The sequence below is a fragment of the Aliiglaciecola sp. M165 genome (assembly GCF_007197995.1).
Taxonomy (GTDB): Bacteria; Pseudomonadota; Gammaproteobacteria; order Enterobacterales; family Alteromonadaceae; genus Aliiglaciecola.
Genome location: NZ_VKKH01000003.1, coordinates 351876 through 369510, shown reverse-complemented (window position 1 = coordinate 369510; position 17635 = coordinate 351876). Strand labels below are relative to the sequence as shown.

Here is a 17635-nt window from a genome sequence, read left to right as displayed (position 1 = left end):
TGAATTGCGTTTTTCATAACCTAGAGGAACTAAAATCACATTAAATGATTTTTCACTGACGTTTTGCTGAAAAATACATGTGGCGGGTATTGATGATATAAACGTGGTGTCAGAACGTCAGAACGTCAGAACGTCAGAACAGCTGCTACTTGCCTCCCGCTAGCTTAACATCTGAGACAAAACGGTAATTTGAAAAAACGTCGCGAGACACTTCATCTATTTCGCTGAAAAAAGCAAAGGTCCCCTTCATGTTTAAATTTTGTTGATGCAGTAGAATGGCATCATTGATTTGTACAAACATAATGGTTAGTTCCAAATCACGAATAGTGGCGGAAAACATCGGAGAAAATTCCGCTTTATTGGTTATGACAATACTTTCGATGAAACCATATTGCTTGTTCAATGTTAGCCTACCTTGCAATTTATCTTTTGCATCTGAACCCAAGCGGTCTAATTGAACGTTAAAATTGATATCAAGGATATTTTCACTTTCCTTAATGAGCGTTAATGAATCAAGCTTGATAAGTTTTCGCAACTCAATAGAAAGACTCTTATCTGAACGCTTTTGGTCTTTGACTTTGCTTTTGACAAAATTATTGATTTGCTGAGGAGTCGGGGCCTCGCCGTTAATTTGGGTCAATGTCCATTGTTTGGATACATCAACATTAGGTGTGTAATGCTCTATGCTGCTGCTGATTTGCCCCTCTTCATTTTCATAGCGAGATACTTGAAAAGCCCAATTTTCTTTTGGTGTTTGTTCATATCGTTCAATAGCAGCCTTTACTGAGGAAACTAATACACTCTGTTTATTGGGAGAGTTATCTTCAAGGGAAGCTTCAGTTACTTTTACAACGCCAAATGAATAAATGCTAACGAGTACTCCAAAAGCCAATGCTTTTTTACTTTTCATCTTTTATTTCTTTAGTTACGCAGTGAATAGCTAAAAAGATACGACAGTAGATGTGAAATACGCGTGAAAAGCCAATGAATCGATAAGGACTAAGTTTGATTTCTTTTATCTAGATTATTTAAAAGTTATGGCGAATGAATTATCAAGCTTGAAAATATCCAGTGTCAAAAAAATTTACATTTAACTGTAAAATTTTCCGTATATCATTGAAAAATAATAATTAAATAGTTGGCACAGAAAGTGCTTTTAGGTCGACGTCCTTATTATTTAATTGATGTAGTAGTTGTAATGAAATTAAAGTTGTTTAAAAAATTATCTGTGTTGACTGCCAGCTCAGTATTAATGTTTTCTTGTTTTCAATCTTTTGCTCAACCCACCTATGTTTTTCCTCTTTGGGATGAAAACAATACAAATATCAGCAACGAAATGATCTTTGCGGACGGCGATCTGATGCTTTCTGTGACCGCCTGGACCACAAGTTATAATTCCGATGGTGACCAGTTGGAAGCATGGCAGATGGTTACCGAAGATGGTTTCGGTGTCTTCCAAGATGACGAAGGATTAGGTGTACTTTCTTCTGCCGATGACGGTAATGATCTGGATGGTGGTTCAAGCAGCAACTATGCAACGGACCCTGATGAAGGATTGCTATTTTCTTTCAGCCATAATGTGAATATTTTCGATTTCTTTATGGGAGATTTGGGGCGCTCGGACGATTTCAACGTGTCTTCTGTGCTTTTTAACAACCCGGATTCCATCATACTTGGCGAGTCGATATTTGATGTGTCTGGCCCCGATGGGGAAAGAGAGTGGGCATTTGAGATGCAAGATATGTTTATCGGCACCCACTTTATGCTTTGGGTAGATGGCAGCAGCGATGATGTCGAAGTATTAGGCGTATCAGCGATTCCGGAGCCAGGTTCACTTGCCTTGCTTTCAATTGCGCTTATGGCATTGGGCTTTGGGCGTTTTCGCAAATCGTAACATTTTGTCCCGTCGCTTAAGTTGTTAATACCTAAATAAAAATTGCTCAATCGCAGCAATAACAAAAAAGGCAATAAAATGATGAATAATCACTTTGTTGCCTTTTTGCTATTTGGCGGGTTCGAATGTGCAGCTTTGACGGTTTTGAATGGTAAAAAAACTACTGATTACTCAAACGCTTCCCAAATGAAATCGCATAAGCTGGCGAGCGCATCCGCAAAATAGGATCTGCACTAGGCGAAAACCCTTTAGACAGCAGATTTGGATCATAGTTAGTGTTGTTGCAGCTGTCATCTCCTGCACTGGTGAGGGTGATTTTACCCAAACTCACTTTTGCTCTTTGTGAGGGCCATTGGCTTGAAGGGTCGATATCACTGTCTTCGGCTTGGCCAATGCTTGCATGCAAGGTAAAGCTTACAGTTGAATCTGCCATTTGCTTTTTCATCGTGTCAGCCAGAAATGCTTCTGGTTTTTGGGCGGCTTCGTCTTTTGATAGTGTTTGCACGCCTAGATCAGGCGTGAGATGCCACCTGAATTTCGTTTCATTTGCCTGTCCTTGATTATAAAAAAATGTGTGTAAGCCAAAGAACTCAGTATTTGCATAAGACGCCGCAGTTTTTGCACTTTGTTGCCACGCAGCGTGAGCCTGAACGCTTGGGTTTTCCATGATGAATTTACCGGTTCTCTTAGGGTCTCTTACACCGTCTTCGTCAGGCAACAAAGTAGACAAAAAGCCAAAAAATGTTTCGGGATCTTTACCTGCAAATACTGGGAAGTTATTACCAGTAAAAACGTGCATACTTCCGTCAGGAAGTGATATTTTCATTCCCATCCCTCTGGTTCCGGGTGCACGTTCGTCGGCATTAGGGTTGGCGCCACCAAGTGAAAAGCGCATACTTACTGGTAATTCACCGTTTGAAAGCAGACTGGCGCTTTTGAAGTGTTCTTGCATGGCTTGGTCGGTAGAAGGTGTAAAAATGCCCGAGGCACATAAGCCGCGGGCATGTGCTTTTCTAAAACCCGGATGTTTACCACCTAACTTTTCAAATATTTCAACTAAATCATTAGCTTGAACAGGCTTTTTCGCGCTGTCTTGAGCGAAGGACTGTTGGTTTACCGCCACCACAGCAAACATCGATAACAGAATAGTAATTCGAGAAGTAGTCATAGAATTTTCCTTGGGTAACTCGTTACTTTAAATATGCTACCCAAAGCATAGAGGTTTCGTTCACTACTCACTAACTTATTTTTACTAATGACTATTTATCATTGAAAGTCATGGCGTAAAAATGGTGTTTGGTCTCAATGTCGTTACAAACAGAATTTATGCATGGTAAACACCTGTTTTCAGTCAGCGCTAATACCGATTCATTCCAACTTTGAGATGAATTAAGTATGGGGGTGAGCTTTCTTTGGCTTAGGCGCGTATATTCATCACGATCAATATATTCCCAAGGGAACGCTATGAAACTAAAGACAATTACACAATTGACGTCGATATTTTTAATGATGGTTTGCCAACCTGTTTTTTCACAAACAGTCATCGAGATGAAATCAACTGACGGCGCTGAGTTAAAGGGCGAGGTGCTCGAGACGTTCAACCGTCCATGGGCAATGGCCTTTCTGCCTGACGGACGAGCATTGGTATCAGAGAAAGCGGGTGCTATTTGGTTGCTCGACCGCAACGGCAAAAAACAAGCCGAAGTAATAGGCGTGCCTGAAACTCAAGCAAAAGGGCAAGGAGGATTGGGAGATATCGTTGTGCATCCAGACTTTGCCAGTAACAACACCGTATTTATTTCTTATGTTGGTCGGGATAAAAACGACGACAGGTTCAGTGGTGCGGTAGTAGAGCGGGCTAGGCTAGAGTTAACGTCTGACTCCGCGCGTTTGACCCAGCGGGAAAATATATGGGAACAGTCTCCAAAAGTGACCGGCAATGGTCACTACGCCCATCGAATAGCCTTGTCTGCGGATGGCTATGTTTTCATTACATCAGGTGATAGGCAGAAGTTTACCCCTTCTCAAAATATGGCAATGAATATTGGCAAGGTGGTTAGAATTCATCAAGATGGCTCTATTCCCGACGACAATCCATTTGCCAAGAACGGTCCTGTGACCAATGAAATATGGACACTTGGTCACCGTAATCCTTTAGGTATAGATTTTGATTTGGACGGTAATCTATGGGTACATGAAATGGGTCCTGCTCACGGAGACGAACTCAATTTAATAGAAAAGGCCCGAAACTATGGTTATCCAGTCGTATCTGAAGGCTCTCATTATTCAGGTGTAGAAATTCCGTCTCATGCAAGCATGCCAATATACGTAGCACCTACCGTGGCATGGGTACCTGCCATTAGCCCTGCAGGGTTTATGATCTACAAAGGAGACAAATACGCTGATTGGCGAGGAGATGGTTTTATCGGTGGGTTATCATCTAAAGCAATCATTCGTGTTGAATTTGAAAAACATGAAAAACGTCCACATCATCGCGCCAAAGAAGCCGCTAGATACGAGTGGGGACAGCGTGTCCGAGAAATAGAACAAAATGCTCAAGGAGATATTTTTGTTTTAGAAGATGGGACTTCAGGAAGACTCATCAAAATTACTAACTAGTCAGATTTGGCACAAACGCTCACATTACTTTAAAAATGTGAGCGTTTTTTTGTTTGATTGTTCAATGTCGCTGATATCCGTAATAGTGCTTTATTTTCCCCCACGACCAGTTCAAATCGTTGTCCTCCAACTTTTCTTTTATGATTTCTGGATGATCATAACTGTTGAACGGTAAGCTCTCTGTTAAATATTTAATTCTCCAGGTCTTGAAAATCGGCTCTCGCTGAAATTGAATTTTACCGACCAACTCACCACGTTTATCATATATAAAACAGGTTCGTTGAGAGTATTTGATGTTATCTTGCTGCATGGCTGTAATTATATACAGTTATTTTTGGCGTTTAAACGTTAATTAGGCGAAAGATCACATCGGGTGAAGAGTCTTTGCCAAAATTTTACGTGTACCAAAACACTGTTTTGATATCGCAAAAAACTTTGTTGCCGCGCGTTTAAGAACACCCTCAAGGCTTCACTGATGTCGCTGTTATCTTGCAAGGAATCGATGATAGGTCGCAGTGCATATTGATTTTGATCAAGCTGCGCTGCGAAGGGCTGAATGCGATCGATGAAAAACAATTGAAATACATTTTTAAGATATTCAGCTTGTTGTTGATTCGATGCAGAGTCGCACAGCAAATTGGGTTCGATAGCCAAGAGTTGTTCATTTAATTGTTCTAATTGATTAGACAGCAACGATTGTGTGCGCCACAGTCGAGCAAATAATGGGTTTTGTCGTAAAAAATTAAGTGCATTTTCTAATTTCTCTGCGTCAACGTCTTCGTGGTGCTGATACAACGAAATAATATAGTGCCATGATGTCTTATATTCAGCTAATCGTGCATCACTGTGGGCCGTGAAATACCCTTGGTTGTCAGTTAAGGTTTGCTTGATTTCGCTGCTGTTTTGCAGCATATCAGCCCATACACGCTGAACATTGCTGCTTTTTTGTGTTAACCATTGCGTTAGAGCCTGTCGTTGATTCGGCTCATCGGCTTGGGCCAAACATTGTTGCAATCCGTCTATTAAATTAACTTCGTAAACGTAGCGGGTCGAAGGGAGTTGGGTTTTACCCAGAGCCGTGTTGCGCTGTGCAATAAGTGTCGAAACTTCACAATTATCCAGAGCATAAAACTCGCGAAGATTAATGGTTATTTCAGGGATCGTTACTCTTAAATCGACCGCGGCAGGAAACCTTAATGTATCTGTCGATGGCTTAAGAACGATGGGTTGCCCTAGTACATTCGAGAGTCGGCCAGCATAGTCTTTCAAATGAGATTCGATTGGTGCTCGAGTACAACCCGTCATGATTGTAACAACAAGCAAGAGGGCAAGGTATTGATATCTATGGTACCTAATGCTTGAACTAGCCGAGTCGTTGCCTAATAAAAACGTAAAAATAACTGTCCCTAATATATCTGCTCATCGTCTGAAACAATATTTACGTCCAACTTTCGGTGTAGATCATCAATATGCATTTTGATGTGAATGTCATGACAACAGTTTGGACATTCATCGAAAAAATCTTGATCGCCATTACTGCTATCAAGTGATACGTGAAGATGATGCCCGCAATGAGGGCATTCAATGGTTTGCTCATGTAACGAAGACATAAATCCTCCTAAGCACTATGCGGATTTGCAATACTACGTCCTCCATCAACGGCAAGAATTTGCCCGGTGATGTAGGGCGCATCGATCAAAAAGGCGATAGCTTGAGCAATATCTTTTTCGGTACCCATTTTTTGCAGAGGAATTTGCCGCAAGATGTGATTTTTTTCACTTTCTTGCAACGCTTCGCTGGGCCACAATATCGCCCCCGGAGCGATACCGTTCACTCGAACGTCAGGAGCAAGCTCCTGAGCTAAAGACTGTGTCATGGTTACCAATGCCGCCTTCGCCATACAGTAAACAGTATGGCTCTTTAATGGGCGCTGTGCATGGATATCAACCATATTCACAACAACTCCTTGATTCGCTTCAAGTTGTTTTTTACATAGTTGCGTAAGAAATAATGGGGCCTGGGCGTTGCTGGCAAATAAGCACTGCCAGTCCTGTTCTGTGATGTGGCCCATTGGCGTTGGATAAAAAGCTGAGGCGTTATTTATCAAAACATCAAGTCTACCAAATGCTTGCGTGGCTTGTTCGGCGATCGTAGAAAGGGCTTCGATACGAGTCAGGTCGCCCTGGACAACTTTTGCGGAGAACGCTCGGGTTTTATTTAACGTTGTCGCGAGGTCGTTGGCTTCTTGCAACGATTGGTTGCAATGAATTACGACATTAAAGCCTTTTTCATGAAGGTAAGCAGCTGTGTATGCACCGATGCGCTTTGCACTGCCGGTTATAAAAGCAACTTTGGTTTGCATAAAACTAAATTTCTATAGACCGAAGGTGAACGAAGCCTATATTCAATCTAGGCAGCGCACAAGCGTATCAAGCCAACAATTGCGATTGTACTTTGTTAGTTATGTAAGTTTTTTAAGGTGGCTTGTGCAGATTGGAGATAATGGCCGCCAAACATCACAGCATGATTAAGCAAATGATATAACTGATAGATAGATTTACGATATTGATAGTGCTCACTCAGAGGCCAAGCTGCTTCATAGCCTTGATAAAAAGCAGCAGGAAACTTGTTGAATAACTCGGTCATTGCAATATCAGTTTCACGATCGCCATAATAAAATGCGGGATCGAACATCACCGCTTGGTTCTTATTAAAGCCGGTATTTCCGCGCCACAGATCACCGTGCAACATTGAGGCTACAGGGTTATGCCCAGATAATAAATTTTCGACGGAGCTAACGACTTCATCGATGTCGCCTAGCTTATGGCCTTTTTCAGCCAGTAGCTGCAACATAAAGCCAATACGCTGCTCAGCAAAAAATTGTGGCCATTTTTTATGCCAGCGATTGGGTTGCGGACTAAGCCCGATAAAATTATCGTCTTGCCAACCATACATTTGTTGTGTTTGATTTTTGTGTAAATTGGCGAGCTGTTTACCAAAATCCGCCCAGGCTTGGTCATCACCTTGTGAAAGGGTGATAAATTCCATCACTAAAAAGCTATTGTCTTCACAGACTCCACAGCAAATTACTTGAGGCACCCTGAATAACTGTGTCTTATCAAAATGCACCAAACCTTCCGCTTCTGCCTCAAAGTGGGGGAGCTTGTCCGCGTGATTAACTTTCACAAAATAACGTTTTCTACCATCTGAAATACGGTAGGCCTTGTGCGAATCGCCAGCGTCCATGTCTCGAATGTCGTCACAAATAAAGTCATTCTGCGTTTGTTGACTAATTTGATCGCTAATAAAGTGCCACATGATATTGCTTAAAGTGATTACTCAATTTTGAGTATGGATCACGCAGCCAAAGATGATGGTTCATTTAACTATTTATTTTGTCATTGTTATAACGAATAGTAATTAACACTTGGTCAGACCAACTCCGTGCAAGTTCGGTTGATTAATCGGCGTCGAAGTAAAACCCTTCTGGGTAGGCATGATAGCCATCGAAATCCCCTTTACTAAGAGGAACGCCATTTTTACGCAAAATTGAATACACCATACTTAGGTGAAAAATGAAATTCGGTAGTCCGTAGGCATAGATATATTCCATTGCATGAAATTCATTTTCTTGAAACCCTGAAGTCGATTGGATCATTGGCAGGTTATCTGCGAAATGTTGATCAATTTCCAGCTCATAAAGTCGCTGAATCATTTGCTCACAACTAGCTATGCAATCTGCAAAACTTTTTGTATTGATGGGCACATTTAAGTGAGGGTTGTTTGCTAAAGGTGCACAAATTCGTATGGTAAAATTTATCGCTGTCGAGATTTGTTGTTTAAGCGGGAACATATCAGGCGCAAGTCGTTCTTCCAACAACTCAGTTTCTTTGATTGTTTGCTCTGCACAAAACCCTTGGGCTTTTTCGAGTATTGTAATTAGTTGATTTAAATACCGTTCAAATATTTCTATAGGTTCCATAAGCTCGGTCTATTTATTCAGATGGTCAACGGTACTATTAATAATGCAATACTAGTCGGCGTAAAACACACATTATTTGAAAACAGCATTTACTAGCCTATGGCGAAACAAGATTTAATTGCTTTTTGATACCAACAAAGGTGTCAAACGTTGATGAGACCAAAATTTGATTTGCCAACCACAACGGGATTTTGCCAGCAGGTTCACCATAACCCTCGTACATGAGCTCATATTCGTTTTCAGCCAAGGTTCTAAGCGACCACGTGCCATGCACAGCCTCCATTCGCACGTGTTTATCTGCAGCCGCGACATTTTGTCCGTAATCCACAACAGTGATGGTAATGTCGCCGGTGTGTTCATCGATTACCGTGTTAGATCGCGTGACCATATCTCTGTCTTTAACCGGCCATGGAGCCTTGAAATATGTATGCACGACACGCACAGATTGGCCTTCGCTGGCGATAAGCTCAACCTTCTTACAGTTTGCTATCCAATCGGGGCCAATCTCGATATTGTCCAATAGCTTGACGAAGTCTGTCTGCGAGCCGTGCACTTTTGTTTTGGCTCTAACATATTTGTAGCCATTCGCATGTGGACGAGTGGCAATTTCTATGCCCCATTTCGATTTAACCACGCGCCATTCTTGTGTGTCTGATTGTTGCGCAATCGCAAACATAGGACACAGCATCAATAGCATTGTATTAATCAGTAATCTTTTGAAGATTCCTGTTCGATTTGATTGCATCATTCTGGGCTTGTTAGTTATCATAGCTTCCTGGCTCTGATCGTAGCAGAGTGTTAGATGTTTTTTATTACGTATAGCGCGTCAATAAGTTGCACTGAACACCCAAATGTGGGTGTTTTTTTATGGTTGCTACTGCTTATACAGCTATAGACCGCTTCAACAAAGATTAATTCACACGTGGCGCTTGGTAGGTGTCACCACTGTGTAAGGAAATATGATGTTAACAATAACCCTTCCCGATGGCAGTCAACGCCAGTTTGATAATGCAGTTTCTGTTCTTGATGTTGCCAATGATATTGGCCCAGGATTGGCAAAGGCCACCATAGCCGGCCGTGTCAATGGCGAGCTAGTTGATGCCGTCGACATGATAACCGAGGACGCAAAACTACAAATCATTACTGCTAGAGACGAAGAAGGGTTGGAAATTATTCGTCACTCTTGTGCCCACTTGATTGGTCACGCAATTAAACAACTTTACCCAGACGTGAAAATGGCAATCGGCCCGACTATCGACAATGGCTTTTATTACGACATCGATATGGAACATTCGTTAAACGACGATGACCTACAGAAGCTGGAAAAGCACATGCTTGCTTTGGCCAAGAAAAATTATGATGTGGTGAAAAAGAAAGTTAGTTGGCAGGAAGCCCGTGATACCTTCGAACAACGTGGCGAAACCTACAAAATAGAAATTTTGGATGAAAACATCGCCAAAGACGATCAGCCTGGGCTATATCATCACGAAGAATACATTGATATGTGTCGTGGTCCCCATGTGCCCAACATGCGTTTTTGCCAGCATTTCAAAATTATGAAAGTTGCCGGAGCTTATTGGCGTGGTGATAGTGAGAATAAAATGCTTCAGCGTATTTATGGCACTGCATGGGCTGACAAAAAGCAGTTAAAAGCGTATCTAAATCGTCTGGAAGAAGCAGAAAAACGCGATCACCGAAAAATTGGTAAAGCGTTAGACTTATTTCATTGGCAAGAAGAAGCGCCAGGCATGGTGTTTTGGCACAACGATGGGTGGAGCATTTATACAGAACTTGAAAAGTTTATTCGCGAAAAACAACGTGAGTACAACTTTGGCGAAGTAAAAGGGCCATTGATGATGGACCGCGTTTTGTGGGAAAAATCTGGTCATTGGGACAAGTACGCAGAAAACATGTTCACCACTGAATCTGAAAAGCGTGAATATGCGATCAAGCCAATGAATTGTCCGGGTCATGTGCAAATATTTAATCAAGGCCTGAAATCTTATCGTGATTTACCTTTGCGTATGGCCGAATTTGGTTGTTGTCACAGAAACGAACCCTCAGGTGCGTTGCACGGATTGATGCGCGTTCGCGGCTTTACTCAAGATGACGCACACATTTTCTGCACTGAAGATCAAATCCAAGATGAAGTCGCTAGCTGCATTGAAATGATCTATGACGTATACAAAGTGTTTGGCTTTGAAAAAATCGTTGTAAAACTGTCTACTCGTCCTGAAAAACGGGTTGGTTCAGATGAAGTTTGGGATAAAGCTGAACAAAAACTTGCCGATGCATTGCATTCTAAAGAAATAGAATTTGATTATCTGCCAGGCGAGGGGGCATTTTATGGCCCTAAAATTGAATTTACTTTGCATGACTGTTTAGACAGAGCGTGGCAATGCGGTACCGTCCAACTGGACTTTTCTATGCCAGGCCGATTAGGCGCGACTTATGTAGCCGAAGATGGTGAACGAAAAGTGCCGGTGATGATCCACCGTGCAACTTTAGGATCGCTTGAGCGATTTATTGGAATTCTTACCGAAGAATACGCTGGCTTGTATCCGACCTGGTTAGCACCAAATCAGGTGGTAGTGATGAATATTACCGACAAACAAGGTGAATATGCATCAAATGTAGCGAAAAAATTACAAGAAAATGGATTTAGAGCAAAGTCTGACTTGAGAAATGAGAAGATAGGCTTTAAAATCCGCGAGCACACTCTTAGGCGTGTTCCATTTTTATTAGTCGTTGGTGATAAAGAAATGGAAGCAAACGAAGTGGCTGTGCGTTCACGCAAGGGCGATGACCTAGGTAAATTTACCGTTGATGCATTTATTGAGTTAATAAATGACAAGGTCGTGTCTAAGCAACTAGATTAATTTCGTGGAGGAATAACATATTAAAGGCGCTAATAATAAGGCTCAAGGCGATAAAGCCAATATCAATGAAGAAATCACAGCGACAGAAGTTCGCTTAATTGGTAAAGAAGGTGAACAGTTAGGGGTTGTATCTCTGGGTGAAGCACAAGATCTTGCCGACCAAGCTGGTTTGGATTTAGTAGAAATTAGTCCAAATGCTGAGCCGCCTGTATGTAAAGTAATGGATTACGGAAAGTTCCTTTTCGAGAAGAGTAAAGCTCAAAAAGAGCAAAAGAAAAAACAAAAGCAAATTCAGGTCAAGGAGATTAAATTTCGCCCTGGCACTGATGAAGGCGACTACCAGGTAAAACTGCGCAACCTGCGTCGCTTTCTAGAAGGAGGTGATAAGGCCAAGGTAACGATCCGCTTTCGCGGACGTGAAATGGCCCACCAAGAGATCGGCATTGAACAACTAAAACGTGTTCGCACGGATTTAGAAGACATTGCCAACTGCGAGTCTTTCCCTCATAGGGTAGAGGGTCGTCAGATGATCATGGTGCTCGCCCCAATTAAGAAGTAGTTTAGGTTTACAAGTAACTAAGGACCGTAAAATCGGATCTGCACCTAGGTTCACCTTGCTGCTAAGTTGTAAACATGACCCCAAAGCAGTCGTGCATTGCACGTCCTTTGAAGTGGTCTTAACAATGCGGAGTTTTAGCTATGCCTAAAATGAAAAGTAATAGTGGAGCAGCCAAGCGTTTTAGAAAAACCGCTTCAGGTCGTTTCAAGAGCAAACAGTCTCACTTGCGTCACATCCTGACCAAGAAGAGTTCTAAGCGTAAACGTCACTTGCGTGGCAAGAAATTAGCCCATGTAGCTGACACTGCGTTGATTCAACGCATGTTGCCTTACGTTTAAGATAGAGGAGACTGAAAAATGGCAAGAGTAAAACGTGGTGTAGTTGCCCGTGCCCGTCACAAGAAGGTACTAAAGCAAGCCAAAGGTTATTACGGAGCTCGTAGTCGAGTTTATCGCGTTGCTGTCCAGGCGGTAACAAAAGCTGGTCAATATGCATACCGTGACCGTCGTCAGCGTAAGCGTCAATTCCGTCAATTATGGATTGCACGTATTAATGCTGCTGCCCGTCAAAATGGCATGTCTTACAGCCGTTTTATCAACGGTTTGAAGAAAGCGTCTGTCGAAATCGATCGTAAGATCCTTGCCGACATCGCTGTGCATGACAAAAACGCGTTTACTGCTTTGGTTGAAGCAGCAAAAGGCGCATTGGCTTAATTTTTAACAATTAAGTTTAAGTTCTTTCGGAAAAAGGCGAGCCTGGATGGCTCGCCTTTTTTCGTTTTGGAAACCGCAAAGCACGTCATCACTAACTTTTCCACTATATCCTCTCCGTACGCACCCACTACATCCGTGCGCTCCCATTACGTCCTCTTCGTGTGCACCAACTACGTCCTCTCCGTATGCTCTCACTACGTCATCTTCATATGTTCCCACTATGTCATCTTCGAATGCTCCCATTACGTCCTCTTCGTGTGCACCAACTACGTCCTCTCCGTATGCTCTCACTACGTCATCTTCATATGCTCCCACTACGTCATCTTCATATGCTCCCGCTACGTCCTCACCGCATGGTCCCACTACGTCATCTTCGAATGCACTGACTACGTCCTCACCGCATGCTCCCACTACGTCATCTCCGAGTGCTGTTTTCGGAGATCTCTTCAAACCCCAAGAGATTCCCCACAGCGTCCTTGCCATAAGAGCTTGCGGGAATGGCATAAAAACAAATATTGCTATTACAAAAAGCTATTAAAAACTGGACCATGGGTCTAGTTCCAATGGTTATGCTTTTCACTATGCTCATAGAGTCACAATGATGTGACCTAAAAAATAAGGAAATACAATGCAATCATTATCTGATAAGCAAATTGAGCAAGTTAATGGTGGGGCTTTTCCCCTCATCGTGGCTATCGCATCGACAGCGTATTCTTTTGCAGGACACTTCGCCGTGCGCAGTCTGGGTGGCTATGTTGCGTCTAGAGCAGCTAGTCTGGCTGCCTTGTATGGAGGTTTGAAGGCGGCCCAAAGCTTTTCAGGAGGCTCTGCCAACAGAGACAGTAATAACGTTGGCGAGAAAGACTTGAAAAAAACAGACTAATAAAAATAGCCTATAAACTTAATAAAGTCGCCCCGAAAGGGGCGCTGTTTGGAAGCAATTATGTTAAAGCCACAGAGAACTTGTCCAGAATGCAAGCGAGGCAAAATTGAAACGAGTGAACTGAGCTCAGCCGTCACTTGCTCGTGCTGTTCAAATAAAATAGAGGTAAATTTTATTTATGTCGTGCTCACAAACGTGTTTCTTTGTTGGGCGACGTTAACTTTGATGAAATTTGAATACTTGATTTTGGGTAGCATCTCTCTAATTTTGACGATTACCTATGCCATTTTCTTTAAAACAATTAACGCGAACTATTTACCATTGAAATGCTATGAAAAAAAATCCTAATAATTTCCAACAGATTCTCAAAAAATATAATCATGTCATAGGCTTGTTTTTCTGCATTTTATTGGCAGTCGGAGCTTACTTTTACAACATTTCAATTTGGACTGTGTTAGGAGTCGCTGTGGTTTTCACTGTGATTGAGTTTGGGACTAACAAAGAACAAGACTAATTGTTTTCCCCCTTCACTATAAATATTTCTCAAGAAGATCCAGAATGTAACAATAACAAACGATTTATCCCATAATTTCAACTAATTGACGCTAGCCTACAACGCCTTATTTCGTGTAGAATTGCGGGTTCTTTTTTTAAATGCTTTTTCACTTCATTTACCAGTGAAAATAGAACGCGAAAATCTAATCCAATTCGGGGAAAATATGGATCTTGATGCCATAATCAAACAAGCAGAAGAGCAGATAAACGCTGCTCAAGACGCCAACACCCTCGACGCTGTGCGCGTTGAATTCATGGGTAAAAAAGGGCGCATGACTGAATTACTCAAAGGTTTGGGTAAATTGTCTGCTGAAGAAAGACCTGTCGCTGGTCAAAAAATCAATGTAGCAAAACAGAAAATTCAGGGAATGATCGGTGCTCGAAACGAATTCCTGAAAGATCAAGAGCTAAACGCAAAGCTGGCTAATGAAACGATTGATGTTACGCTACCAGGCCGAGGCGATGAAGTTGGCGGGCTACACCCTGTTAGCCGCACTATCAAACGTATTGAGACATTTTTTGGTGAATTGGGTTTTGCGGTTAAATCTGGGCCTGAAGTTGAAGACGGTTTTCACAACTTTGATGCGTTAAACATCCCTGCGAATCATCCTGCACGCGCAGATCATGATACGTTCTATTTCAACCCAGATGTCATGCTTCGAACCCAAACGTCAGGGGTTCAAATTCGAACCATGGAAGTCGAAAAACCGCCTCTTAGGATCATTTCACCGGGACGAGTTTACCGCAATGATTACGATCAGACACATACGCCAATGTTTCATCAAGTTGAAGGATTGATGGTTGACGAAAACGTCAGTTTTGCGGAGTTGAAAGGCATTCTTCATGACTTCTTGAACAATTTCTTCGAAGAAGATTTGAAAGTGCGATTTAGACCTTCTTATTTCCCATTTACCGAACCTTCTGCAGAGGTAGATGTGATGGGTAAAAACGGAAAATGGTTGGAAGTATTAGGCTGCGGAATGGTGCATCCTAACGTTTTGAAAGCTGTGAACATAGATCCAGAAAAATACACAGGATTTGCATTTGGTATGGGGGTCGAGCGACTCACCATGTTGCGTTATGGCGTGAACGATCTTCGCGCGTTTTTCGAAAACGATCTTCGTTTCCTCAAGCAGTTCAGATAAGGAAAGCCAATAACATGAAATTCAGTGAAAAGTGGTTACGCGAGTGGGTCAATCCATCTATTTCGACCGATGAACTGTCAGAACAACTTAGTATGGCAGGTTTAGAAGTTGATGGTATCGAACCTGTTGCTGGTGAGTTTTCAGGTGTTGTCGTTGGCGAAGTTGTCGAATGCGGACAACACCCTGATGCCGACAAGCTTCGTGTCACTAAAATAAATGTCGGTGAAGAAGAATTGTTGGACATTGTCTGTGGTGCTCCTAATTGTCGTCAAGGAATTAAAGTCGCTGTTGCAATGGTAGGCGCTGTTCTACCTGGTAACTTTAAAATCAAAAAAGCAAAACTTCGCGGTCAGCCTTCTTACGGCATGTTGTGCAGTTTTTCTGAGCTGGGAATCAGTGATGATCACGACGGCATAATGGAATTAGCCGACGATGCACCAGTTGGCAAAGATATGCGCGAATATTTAGAGCTAGACGATGTGACCATTGAAGTGGATTTAACGCCAAATCGAGCCGACTGTTTAGGTATTCGAGGTCTAGCTAGAGAAGTCGGCGTTTTAAATCAGTCTGAGGTTTGCGCGCCAGACATCTCACCTGTTGAGGCTTTACATGATGAGAGCCGTGGGATTCAACTTGAAGCGCCAGAAGCCTGTCCTCGTTATTTGGGAAGGGTGATTAATAACATCAACCTTGACACACAATCGCCACTTTGGATGCAAGAGAAGTTGCGCCGAAGTGGTATACGAAGTATTGATCCTGTAGTTGACGTCACAAACTATGTCCTATTGGAACTTGGTCATCCAATGCATGCGTTTGATCATGAAAAACTTGAAGGTGACGTGGTTGTCAGGTTTGCGAATAAATCTGAAAAGCTGGTTTTACTTGATGGCAATGAAGTCGAGCTTAATGAAAATACCTTGGTAATCGCTGACCAGCAAAAAGCCTTGGCGATGGCCGGAATTTTTGGTGGTGAATATTCGGGTGTGACCAAAGAATCAAAACATATATTCCTGGAAAGCGCCTTTTTTGCCCCTGATGCCATTATGGGTAAAGCGCGCCAGTACGGTTTACATACAGATGCCTCTCACCGTTATGAGCGTGGTGTCGACCCGCAGCTTCAACGTCAAGCGATGGAAAGAGCAACACAACTGCTATTGTCAATTGTTGGTGGCGAAGCTGGCCCAATCACTGAAGGGATAAGTGAGTCACACTTGCCCAAAGCCCGCGAAGTTTCTTTGCGCGCCCAACGGTTGAATAAGGTTTTGGGCATTGAGGTTAACCCTGAAAAAGTCACAGACATATTGCGACGCCTCGGCTTGCAAGTAAGTTTCAAAGAAAATGCCTGGACAACGCTTGTTCCTGCGTATCGATTCGATATTAGTATTGAAGAAGATTTGATTGAAGAAGTCGCAAGAGTCTACGGCTATAACAGTATTCCTGAGATTTCTCCTACTGCAAAATTAAAAATGTCAGTTCATCGGGAACAAAACCTGTCAAACGATAGACTAAAACAGACATTGGTTGAAAGAGACTACCAAGAAGCCATTACCTATTCATTTGTTGATCCTAAGGCGCAAGGCGAATTATTCCCTGATATGCAGGGTATGGTTTTACCGCATCCTATTTCAGCAGACATGTCAGTAATGCGTGTGAGTTTGTGGACAGGGCTTCTGCAAGCGGTTTCTTATAATCAGAAACGCCAGCAATCTCGTGTGCGTTTATTCGAAACAGGTTTGCGCTTTATTCCTGAAAAAACAGAAAAAACAGGCGTTCAACAGCAACAGGTTATCGCCGGTGTCATTTCAGGCAATCGATTAAACGAAAGTTGGAATGACGAAGACAGAGCGGTAGACTTTTTTGATATTAAAGGTGATGTAGAAGCTTTGTTAGCGGTAACCGCGAATAAAGGCGCATTCACTTTTGTGGCAGAGCAGCACAGTGTATTGCATCCAGGTCAAAGCGCTGCAATATATTTAGACGATAAGCGTGTTGGTTTTGTTGGTGCTGTGCATCCTAAGTTCACCAAGACACTGGGTCTTAATGGTAAAACCTTTGTATTTGAGCTGGATTTTGCTGCCATTGGTCGTAAAAAACTGCCACTTGCCGAGGAAATATCTAAATTCCCTGCAAATAGACGTGACATTGCGATCGTTGTAGAGGAAGATAAAGTTGTAGGTGAAATATTATCTTACATCGAAAAATTTGGCGGAAATCAACTAGTTGGCCTAAACTTGTTCGATGTATACAGAGGAAAGGGTATCGAGGCCGGTCATAAGAGCCTGGCAATCTCTCTTACCTTACAGGACCAAACAAGAACTCTTGAAGAAATTGAAATTCAAGCAGTAGTAGATGACATTCTGTCCCAGTTATCAGAAAAGTTCGGGGCATCATTGAGGGATTGACGGT

18 protein-coding genes are annotated in these 17635 nt (G+C 42.4%); 9 read left to right on the top strand and 9 right to left on the bottom strand.

The features are described 5' to 3' along the window. Positions 1-145: 145 nt before the first annotated feature. Positions 146-910: a hypothetical protein gene (locus FM019_RS07205; protein WP_143835247.1), complete on the bottom strand. Its 765-nt coding sequence runs from the start codon at positions 908-910 to the stop codon at positions 146-148. Between the two features lie 288 nt (positions 911-1198). Here FM019_RS07205 and FM019_RS07200 point away from each other — a divergent pair, with 288 nt between their 5' ends. Beyond that, entirely contained in the window at positions 1199-1894 is a 696-nt protein-coding gene (locus FM019_RS07200) for a PEP-CTERM sorting domain-containing protein (RefSeq protein WP_143835246.1), read from the top strand. Positions 1895-2054: 160 nt separating this feature from the next. Here FM019_RS07200 and FM019_RS07195 read toward each other — a convergent pair whose 3' ends face one another. After that, complete coding sequence (locus tag FM019_RS07195) at positions 2055-3062, bottom strand: catalase family peroxidase (RefSeq protein ID WP_143835245.1); 1008 nt, start codon at positions 3060-3062, stop codon at positions 2055-2057. 338 nt (positions 3063-3400) lie between these two features. Between FM019_RS07195 and FM019_RS07190 the strand changes: the two genes are divergently transcribed. Continuing rightward, on the top strand, positions 3401-4513 hold the full coding sequence (locus FM019_RS07190; RefSeq protein ID WP_260681562.1) for a PQQ-dependent sugar dehydrogenase: 1113 nt from the start codon (positions 3401-3403) through the stop codon (positions 4511-4513). A gap of 348 nt (positions 4514-4861) precedes the next feature. Here the strand turns inward: FM019_RS07190 and FM019_RS07185 are convergent, their stop codons facing one another. The 6 genes from FM019_RS07185 to FM019_RS07160 form a co-directional block, all read right to left on the bottom strand. Further along, positions 4862-5818 carry a DUF3080 family protein gene (locus tag FM019_RS07185; RefSeq protein ID WP_143835243.1) on the bottom strand — a complete coding sequence of 319 codons (957 nt, stop codon included), beginning with the start codon at positions 5816-5818 and terminating at the stop codon, positions 4862-4864. A gap of 101 nt (positions 5819-5919) precedes the next feature. Beyond that, entirely contained in the window at positions 5920-6123 is a 204-nt protein-coding gene (locus FM019_RS07180; RefSeq protein ID WP_143835242.1) for a CPXCG motif-containing cysteine-rich protein, read from the bottom strand. Between the two features lie 8 nt (positions 6124-6131). Next, on the bottom strand, positions 6132-6875 hold the full coding sequence (locus FM019_RS07175) for a pteridine reductase (RefSeq protein ID WP_143835241.1): 744 nt from the start codon (positions 6873-6875) through the stop codon (positions 6132-6134). A gap of 95 nt (positions 6876-6970) precedes the next feature. Continuing rightward, positions 6971-7831, bottom strand: a complete 861-nt coding sequence (locus FM019_RS07170; RefSeq protein ID WP_143835240.1) for a fructosamine kinase family protein — start codon at positions 7829-7831, stop codon at positions 6971-6973. A gap of 142 nt (positions 7832-7973) precedes the next feature. Continuing rightward, positions 7974-8495: a DUF1993 domain-containing protein gene (locus tag FM019_RS07165; protein ID WP_143835239.1), complete on the bottom strand. Its 522-nt coding sequence runs from the start codon at positions 8493-8495 to the stop codon at positions 7974-7976. 97 nt (positions 8496-8592) lie between these two features. Then, the gene (locus tag FM019_RS07160) at positions 8593-9264 is read right to left on the bottom strand and encodes a hypothetical protein (protein WP_143835238.1); all 672 of its coding nucleotides are present in this window, start codon (positions 9262-9264) and stop codon (positions 8593-8595) included. A gap of 193 nt (positions 9265-9457) precedes the next feature. Between FM019_RS07160 and thrS the strand changes: the two genes are divergently transcribed. The 4 genes from thrS (at position 9458) to rplT (ending at position 12646) form a co-directional block, all read left to right on the top strand. Further along, complete coding sequence (thrS, locus tag FM019_RS07155; RefSeq protein WP_143835237.1) at positions 9458-11374, top strand: threonine--tRNA ligase; 1917 nt, start codon at positions 9458-9460, stop codon at positions 11372-11374. A 19-nt stretch (positions 11375-11393) separates the two neighbouring features. Next, positions 11394-11933: a translation initiation factor IF-3 gene (infC, locus tag FM019_RS07150; protein WP_143835236.1), complete on the top strand. Its 540-nt coding sequence runs from the start codon at positions 11394-11396 to the stop codon at positions 11931-11933. Positions 11934-12073: 140 nt separating this feature from the next. Continuing rightward, entirely contained in the window at positions 12074-12271 is a 198-nt protein-coding gene (gene rpmI, locus FM019_RS07145) for a 50S ribosomal protein L35 (RefSeq protein ID WP_133470421.1), read from the top strand. An 18-nt stretch (positions 12272-12289) separates the two neighbouring features. Then, a complete protein-coding gene (gene rplT / locus FM019_RS07140) occupies positions 12290-12646 on the top strand; it encodes a 50S ribosomal protein L20 (protein ID WP_143835235.1) in 357 nt (118 codons plus the stop codon). 3 nt (positions 12647-12649) lie between these two features. Here the strand turns inward: rplT and FM019_RS07135 are convergent, their stop codons facing one another. Beyond that, positions 12650-13096 carry a hypothetical protein gene (locus tag FM019_RS07135; RefSeq protein ID WP_143835234.1) on the bottom strand — a complete coding sequence of 149 codons (447 nt, stop codon included), beginning with the start codon at positions 13094-13096 and terminating at the stop codon, positions 12650-12652. 178 nt (positions 13097-13274) lie between these two features. Between FM019_RS07135 and FM019_RS07130 the strand changes: the two genes are divergently transcribed. The 3 genes from FM019_RS07130 to pheT all read left to right on the top strand — a co-directional run bounded on the left by FM019_RS07130 (position 13275) and on the right by pheT (position 17631). Then, a complete protein-coding gene (locus tag FM019_RS07130; RefSeq protein WP_143835233.1) occupies positions 13275-13529 on the top strand; it encodes a hypothetical protein in 255 nt (84 codons plus the stop codon). A gap of 719 nt (positions 13530-14248) precedes the next feature. After that, on the top strand, positions 14249-15229 hold the full coding sequence (gene pheS / locus FM019_RS07125) for a phenylalanine--tRNA ligase subunit alpha (protein WP_143835232.1): 981 nt from the start codon (positions 14249-14251) through the stop codon (positions 15227-15229). 14 nt (positions 15230-15243) lie between these two features. Beyond that, complete coding sequence (gene pheT / locus FM019_RS07120) at positions 15244-17631, top strand: phenylalanine--tRNA ligase subunit beta (protein WP_143835231.1); 2388 nt, start codon at positions 15244-15246, stop codon at positions 17629-17631. Positions 17632-17635: the final 4 nt, after the last annotated feature.

What these genes read in the sequence shown, in the direction of transcription:
- rpmI (WP_133470421.1), top strand. Translation starts at nt 12,074, where the DNA reads ATGCCTAAAATGAAAAGTAATAGTGGAGCAGCCAAGCGTTTTAGAAAA.
- thrS (WP_143835237.1), top strand. Translation starts at nt 9,458, where the DNA reads ATGTTAACAATAACCCTTCCCGATGGCAGTCAACGCCAGTTTGATAAT.
- pheT (WP_143835231.1), top strand. Translation starts at nt 15,244, where the DNA reads ATGAAATTCAGTGAAAAGTGGTTACGCGAGTGGGTCAATCCATCTATT.
- FM019_RS07160 (WP_143835238.1), bottom strand. Translation starts at nt 9,264, where the DNA reads ATGATAACTAACAAGCCCAGAATGATGCAATCAAATCGAACAGGAATC.
- FM019_RS07130 (WP_143835233.1), top strand. Translation starts at nt 13,275, where the DNA reads ATGCAATCATTATCTGATAAGCAAATTGAGCAAGTTAATGGTGGGGCT.
- pheS (WP_143835232.1), top strand. Translation starts at nt 14,249, where the DNA reads ATGGATCTTGATGCCATAATCAAACAAGCAGAAGAGCAGATAAACGCT.
- FM019_RS07170 (WP_143835240.1), bottom strand. Translation starts at nt 7,831, where the DNA reads ATGTGGCACTTTATTAGCGATCAAATTAGTCAACAAACGCAGAATGAC.
- FM019_RS07205 (WP_143835247.1), bottom strand. Translation starts at nt 910, where the DNA reads ATGAAAAGTAAAAAAGCATTGGCTTTTGGAGTACTCGTTAGCATTTAT.
- FM019_RS07185 (WP_143835243.1), bottom strand. Translation starts at nt 5,818, where the DNA reads ATGACGGGTTGTACTCGAGCACCAATCGAATCTCATTTGAAAGACTAT.
- FM019_RS07175 (WP_143835241.1), bottom strand. Translation starts at nt 6,875, where the DNA reads ATGCAAACCAAAGTTGCTTTTATAACCGGCAGTGCAAAGCGCATCGGT.
- FM019_RS07190 (WP_260681562.1), top strand. Translation starts at nt 3,401, where the DNA reads ATGATGGTTTGCCAACCTGTTTTTTCACAAACAGTCATCGAGATGAAA.
- FM019_RS07180 (WP_143835242.1), bottom strand. Translation starts at nt 6,123, where the DNA reads ATGTCTTCGTTACATGAGCAAACCATTGAATGCCCTCATTGCGGGCAT.
- rplT (WP_143835235.1), top strand. Translation starts at nt 12,290, where the DNA reads ATGGCAAGAGTAAAACGTGGTGTAGTTGCCCGTGCCCGTCACAAGAAG.
- FM019_RS07200 (WP_143835246.1), top strand. Translation starts at nt 1,199, where the DNA reads ATGAAATTAAAGTTGTTTAAAAAATTATCTGTGTTGACTGCCAGCTCA.
- FM019_RS07195 (WP_143835245.1), bottom strand. Translation starts at nt 3,062, where the DNA reads ATGACTACTTCTCGAATTACTATTCTGTTATCGATGTTTGCTGTGGTG.
- FM019_RS07165 (WP_143835239.1), bottom strand. Translation starts at nt 8,495, where the DNA reads ATGGAACCTATAGAAATATTTGAACGGTATTTAAATCAACTAATTACA.